Annotated in this window: 5 protein-coding genes; 2 read left to right on the forward strand and 3 right to left on the reverse strand. The window is 72.7% G+C overall.

Annotation, left to right across the window (positions count from 1 at the left end; genetic code table 11):
- Nucleotides 1–124: 124 nt before the first annotated feature.
- On the forward strand, nt 125–286 hold the full coding sequence (locus tag ACIQOV_RS30430; protein WP_359905820.1) for a hypothetical protein: 162 nt from the start codon (nt 125–127) through the stop codon (nt 284–286).
- Nucleotides 287–328: 42 nt separating this feature from the next.
- On the opposite strand, the gene ACIQOV_RS30435 is transcribed toward ACIQOV_RS30430, so the two are convergent.
- Together ACIQOV_RS30435 and ACIQOV_RS30440 are read right to left on the reverse strand one after the other, a co-directional pair.
- Nucleotides 329–1,966, reverse strand: a complete 1,638-nt coding sequence (locus ACIQOV_RS30435) for a DNA repair helicase XPB (protein WP_359905817.1) — start codon at nt 1,964–1,966, stop codon at nt 329–331.
- A gap of 96 nt (nt 1,967–2,062) precedes the next feature.
- Nucleotides 2,063–2,467 carry a hypothetical protein gene (locus ACIQOV_RS30440; protein ID WP_401053818.1) on the reverse strand — a complete coding sequence of 135 codons (405 nt, stop codon included), beginning with the start codon at nt 2,465–2,467 and terminating at the stop codon, nt 2,063–2,065.
- A gap of 107 nt (nt 2,468–2,574) precedes the next feature.
- Between ACIQOV_RS30440 and ACIQOV_RS30445 the strand changes: the two genes are divergently transcribed.
- Nucleotides 2,575–2,829: a hypothetical protein gene (locus ACIQOV_RS30445; RefSeq protein WP_049652328.1), complete on the forward strand. Its 255-nt coding sequence runs from the start codon at nt 2,575–2,577 to the stop codon at nt 2,827–2,829.
- 10 nt (nt 2,830–2,839) lie between these two features.
- Here the strand turns inward: ACIQOV_RS30445 and ACIQOV_RS30450 are convergent.
- A partial coding sequence (locus ACIQOV_RS30450) for a helicase C-terminal domain-containing protein (RefSeq protein ID WP_401053819.1) occupies nt 2,840–4,171 on the reverse strand: 1,332 nt, incomplete at its 5' end.

The following is a 4,171-nucleotide window of genomic DNA, read 5'->3' on the forward strand; positions in this document are numbered from 1 at the left end:
GGCGTCGGGGTTCCTCCCTGCGGGGCGTCGGGGACCGCCGTACACCGGCAGGACGACCCGTGCACCTGCGGATACGGCCTTTGGAGTGATGCCGTCGGCCGTCCGGGTGCCTACCGTTGAAGACATGAGCACCACGAACCGCATCCCCCGATCCGGCCCGGCCGGCGCCACCGCCGTCTCCGGGCGTCACCGCAATCCGCTGAGCACCGTCGTGCGCAACGTCGGCATCGCCCTGGACACCGCCGCGCGCGTGATCTTCCTCGGGCGCGACGGTGTCCGGTACTGAACGCGACGGTGTCCGGTACGGAACCGGTGCCGGACAGCCGTCCTACAGCACGTCGTCCGCGTCGATGATCCGGTACGCGTAGCCCTGCTCGGCCAGGAAGCGCTGCCGGTGGGCGGCGAAGTCCTGGTCCACGGTGTCGCGGGCGACCACCGAGTAGAAGTGCGCCGCGTGGCCGTCCGCCTTCGGGCGCAGCACCCGGCCGAGGCGCTGGGCCTCCTCCTGGCGGGAGCCGAAGGTCCCGGAGACCTGGATGGCCACGGTGGCCTCGGGCAGGTCGATCGAGAAGTTCGCGACCTTGGAGACCACCAGGACGCCGATCTCCTTGTTCCGGAAGGCGTCGAAGAGCTTCTCGCGCTGGGCGTTGCTGGTCTCGCCCTTGATCACCGGGGCGTCCAGGGCCTCGCCGAGCTCGTCCAGCTGGTCGATGTACTGGCCGATGATCAGCGTCTGGTCCTTCTCGTGCTTCCTGACCAGCGCCTCCACCACCCGCCGCTTGGTCGCCGTGGTGGCGCAGAAGCGGTAGCGCTCCTCCGGCTCGGCGGTCGCGTAGGCGAGCCGCTCGGAGTCGGTCAGGGTGACCCGCACCTCGCAGCAGTTGGCGGGCGCGATGTAGCCCTGGGCCTCGATCTCCTTCCACGGCGCGTCGAAGCGCTTGGGGCCGATCAGGCTGAACACGTCGCCCTCGCGGCCGTCCTCGCGCACCAGCGTGGCGGTCAGGCCGAGCCGGCGGCGGGCCTGGAGGTCGGCGGTGAACTTGAACACCGGCGCGGGCAGCAGGTGCACCTCGTCGTAGACGACCAGGCCCCAGTTGCGGGCGTCGAACAGCTCCAGGTGGGCGTAGACGCCCTTCCGCTTGGTCGTCATCACCTGGTAGGTGGCGATGGTGACCGGGCGGATCTCCTTCTTCGTCCCGCTGTACTCGCCGATCTCGTCCTCGGTGAGCGAGGTGCGCTTGACCAGCTCGTGCTTCCACTGGCGGGCCGAGACGGTGTTGGTGACCAGGATCAGCGTCGTCGACTTGGCGTGCGCCATCGCGGCCGCGCCGACCAGCGTCTTGCCGGCGCCGCAGGGCAGCACGACCACGCCCGAGCCGCCGTGCCAGAAGCCCTCGACGGCCTGCGCCTGGTACGGGCGCAGCTGCCAGCCGTCCTCGTCCAGGTCGATCGGGTGCGCCTCGCCGTCCACGTAGCCGGCGAAGTCCTCGGCGGGCCAGCCGAGTTTGAGCAGCACCTGCTTGATCTGCCCGCGCTCGGAGGGGTGCACCACCACGGTGTCGGGGTCGACCCGGGCGCCGACCAGCGGGACGATCTTCTTCGAGCGCAGCACCTCCTCCAGCACCGGCCGGTCGGTGGTGGTGAGCACCAGCCCGTGGGTCGGGTGCTTGAGCAGCTGGAGGCGGCCGTACCGGCCCATGGTGTCCGCCACGTCCACCAGCAGCGCGTGCGGCACCGGGTAGCGCGAGTACGTCACCAGGGCGTCCACCACCTGCTCGGCGTCGTGCCCGGCCGCCCGCGCGTTCCACAGGCCGAGCGGCGTCACCCGGTACGTGTGCACGTGCTCGGGTGCCCGCTCCAACTCGGCGAACGGCGCGATGGCGCGACGGCAGTCGCCGGCCTTGGGGTGATCGATTTCCAGGAGAAGAGTTTTGTCGCTCTGGACGATGAGCGGTCCGTCGTTCACGCGGGGAAGCCCTCCACTGGCTGACAGGGTGGATTGACGCAGACCCTCCAGTGTCGCGCATTCCGCCGCGAGCGTGGGCGGGCCGGTTCCGGGCGGCTACTTCCACTCGTAGAACTTGCCGGTGATCTTGCCTCCGGCGTCCGTCTCGAACTCGAAGACGCCGACGACGCCGTTGAGGCGTTCGAGGGCGGGCGAGGCGGTGGAGAAGAAGATCGCGCCGCGGAAGCCGGTGCCTCCGCCGTCGGTGAAGTGGCCGATGCCGCTGCCGTGCCAGCCGACGCCCTGGCCGTCGGCGGTCATGTCGACGCCCTGGCCCTCGCCGAACAGGGAGCCGTCGGAGCGCAGTTCGGACTCGTAGGTGGCGATGGTGCTGACGGCGGTGCCGTAGTAGCTGCCGGTGCCCTTGATGGACACCTCGACGACCGGGTGCCCGTCTCCGGCGGAGAGGACGCGTCGGCCGGTCTCCTCGCCCTGGATCTCACCGATCAGTTCGCCGAGCATGGTGGGTGCCTCCTTGTCGGAATCCCCTGCTTCCGGACTACGCCGATGGGACCGGCCCGTCAATTACTTCGAGTGACCACGGTGCGTACTCGCTCGTTGAGCTGGCCATGAAGAAGTCGAAGCGTGTTCTCACCGCCCTCGCCCTGATGGGCTCGGCCTTCGCGGCCACCGCCTCCTCGGCCGGTTCGGCCCACGCCCTCGCGGGCATCGGCGAGGGGCCCGGCGGCCTGCTCGCGGCGCCCGGGTTCCTGCTGGCGGACACCGTCACCGGGGGCTCGATGCCGGTCGGGCAGGGGCAGATCGGCAGCCTGGCGGACAAGGCCGTCCAGGACAAGATGAAGGAGGCGCAGCAGGGGCACTGAGGCCCCGGACTCACTCGTCGAGTTCCGCGACGCCGGTGATGCGGTGCAGGGCGAAGGTGCGGAGTTCGTCGGCGTGGTGGTCGAAGGCGGTGACGAAGCCGCCTTCGACCTTGACCGGGTCGATGATGCGCTGGCTGGCGATGCCCTCGGCGTTGAGGTAGCCGATCCACATGCGCTCGCCGAGCAGGACGGCCGTCTGCAGGGCGGCCAGGGTCTCCGCGGCGGCGGTGCGGGGGAGCCGGCGCGGGTCGGAGGCGGGATCGCGGCGGGTGGCGGTGGCCGCGCGGTCGCCGGCCCGGATGGCCTTGATGGCGGCCGCGAGCAGGGTGTCGTCGGGCGCGGGCGGGCCGTCGGGGACGGGCACGGGGGCCGTCCGGGGCGGGGTGCGGTGGCTGTCCGGGCGGGTGATCAGCACGTCGCCCTCGGCGGATTCGGCGGCCGGGGCGTAGCCCATGGTGCGCAGGGTCGCGAGCAGCACGTCCGGGGCGGCCTGGGAGGCGAGGACGGTGGGCGCGAGCAGCCGCAGCCGCAGGTCGGCGGAGCGGCGGTCGGCGAGCACCTCGCCGAGCAGGGACGGGTCGTCGCAGCGCAGGTAGGAGGAGGCGGCGCCGACCCGCAGGACGCCGTGCCGGCGGGCGATGTCGTCGATCAGGTAGGCGAGCGGCTGCGGGACGGGCGTGCGGCTGTGCTGCTCCAGGAAGGACCGCAGGTCGGTGGCGGTGCGGCCGGCGTCGAGGGCACGGCGCACCGAGGCCGGGGTGAAGCGGTAGACGGTGGCGCCGCCCTTGGACTCGATGTCGGCGCACAGGGCGAGGGCCTGGGCGAGCGGGGTGAGCAGCGGGCCGGGGGCGATCGCGGTGAGGTCCGGCTGGAGGATCACGTGGTCCAGCGGCTGGGGGAGCAGCGGGGCGAGCACCTCGGCCGGGTCGGACTCGGCGGTGAGCAGGGCACGGGCGGGGGCGGCCAGGGCGCCGCGGCCGGTGATGCCGAGGAGTTCGGCCTCGTCGAGGGTCCAGGCGGTGAGCTCGTCGCGCAGTTCGCGGCCGTCCGGGCCGGTGGGGCCGCCGCGCAGCGGGCGCTGCCAGCGCAGGGTGGGGAGCAGTTCCTCGGCGGTGGCCGGGGTGCCCGGCGGGAGTTCGGCGAGCAGGGCGAGGGCGGCGCGGCGGACGGAGGGGGCGAGGGTGCGGTCGAGTTCGGGGCCGAGGGCGGCGCGCGGCTTGCCCCGGCCGTCCGCGGTGCCGGTGAGGGCGGGGACGCGGGTGGCGGCGAGCCAGGCGGAGGCCAGCACGGACCAGCGCTCGGCGGTGTCCAGGTGCAGCCAGGTGTCGTACCCCGGGGTGGG

The organism is Kitasatospora sp. NPDC091257 (assembly GCF_044757675.1).
Lineage (GTDB): Bacteria > Actinomycetota > Actinomycetes > Streptomycetales > Streptomycetaceae > Kitasatospora > Kitasatospora lactacystinica.